General features: G+C 68.1%; 1 protein-coding gene. It reads left to right on the forward strand.

All coding sequences use genetic code 11. The features are described from left to right. The coding region (gene pgi / locus IE177_RS34595; protein ID WP_190019450.1) for a glucose-6-phosphate isomerase at positions 1-1,075 on the forward strand (1,075 nt) is incomplete at both ends.

Here is a 1,075-nt window from a genome sequence, read left to right on the forward strand (position 1 = left end):
GCAAGCGCATCAGGAACGTGGTCAACATCGGCATCGGCGGCTCCGACCTGGGCCCCGCGATGGCCTACGAGGCGCTGCGTGCCTTCACCGACCGTGATCTGACGGTCCGGTTCGTCTCCAACGTGGACGGCGCGGACCTGCACGAGGCCACGCGTGACCTGGACGCGGCCGAGACGCTGTTCATCGTCGCCTCCAAGACGTTCACCACGATCGAGACGATCACCAACGCCACCTCCGCGCGGGCCTGGCTGGTGCGGGCGCTGGGTGAGGAGAAGGCGGTCGCGAGGCATTTCGTGGCGCTGTCGACGAACGCGGAGAAGGTCGCCGCGTTCGGGATCGACACGGCGAACATGTTCGAGTTCTGGGACTGGGTCGGCGGGCGGTACTCCTTCGACTCCGCGATCGGCCTGTCCCTGATGATCGCGATCGGGCCGGAGCGGTTCACCGAGATGCTCGAGGGTTTCCGCATCGTCGACGACCACTTCCGCACCGCGCCGGCCGAGGCCAACGCCCCGCTGCTCATGGGTCTGCTGGGCATCTGGTACGGCAACTTCCACGACGCGCAGTCGCACGCCGTCCTCCCCTACAGCCACTACCTGTCCCGGTTCACCGCCTACCTGCAGCAGCTGGACATGGAGTCCAACGGCAAGTCGGTGCAGCGTGACGGCACGCCGGTCGACTGGGAGACCGGGCCCGTGGTGTGGGGCACGCCCGGCACCAACGGCCAGCACGCCTACTACCAGCTGATCCACCAGGGCACCAAGCTGATCCCGGCGGACTTCATCGGCTTCGCCCGGCCGTCCGGTGAGCTGAGCGGGGAACTGAAGGCCCAGCACGACCTGCTGATGGCGAACTTCTTCGCCCAGACCCAGGCCCTGGCCTTCGGCAAGGACGCCGACGAGGTCCGCGCGGAGGGCGTGCCCGAGGAACTCGTCGCGCACAGGACGTTCCCCGGCGACCGGCCGACCACCACGATCCTCGCCGCCGAGCTGACCCCGTCCGTCCTCGGCCAGCTCATCGCCCTCTACGAGCACAAGGTGTTCGTCCAGGGCGCCGTGTGGAACATCGACTCCTT

The organism is Streptomyces lucensis JCM 4490 (assembly GCF_014650035.1).
GTDB classification, from domain to species: Bacteria; Actinomycetota; Actinomycetes; order Streptomycetales; family Streptomycetaceae; genus Streptomyces; species Streptomyces lucensis.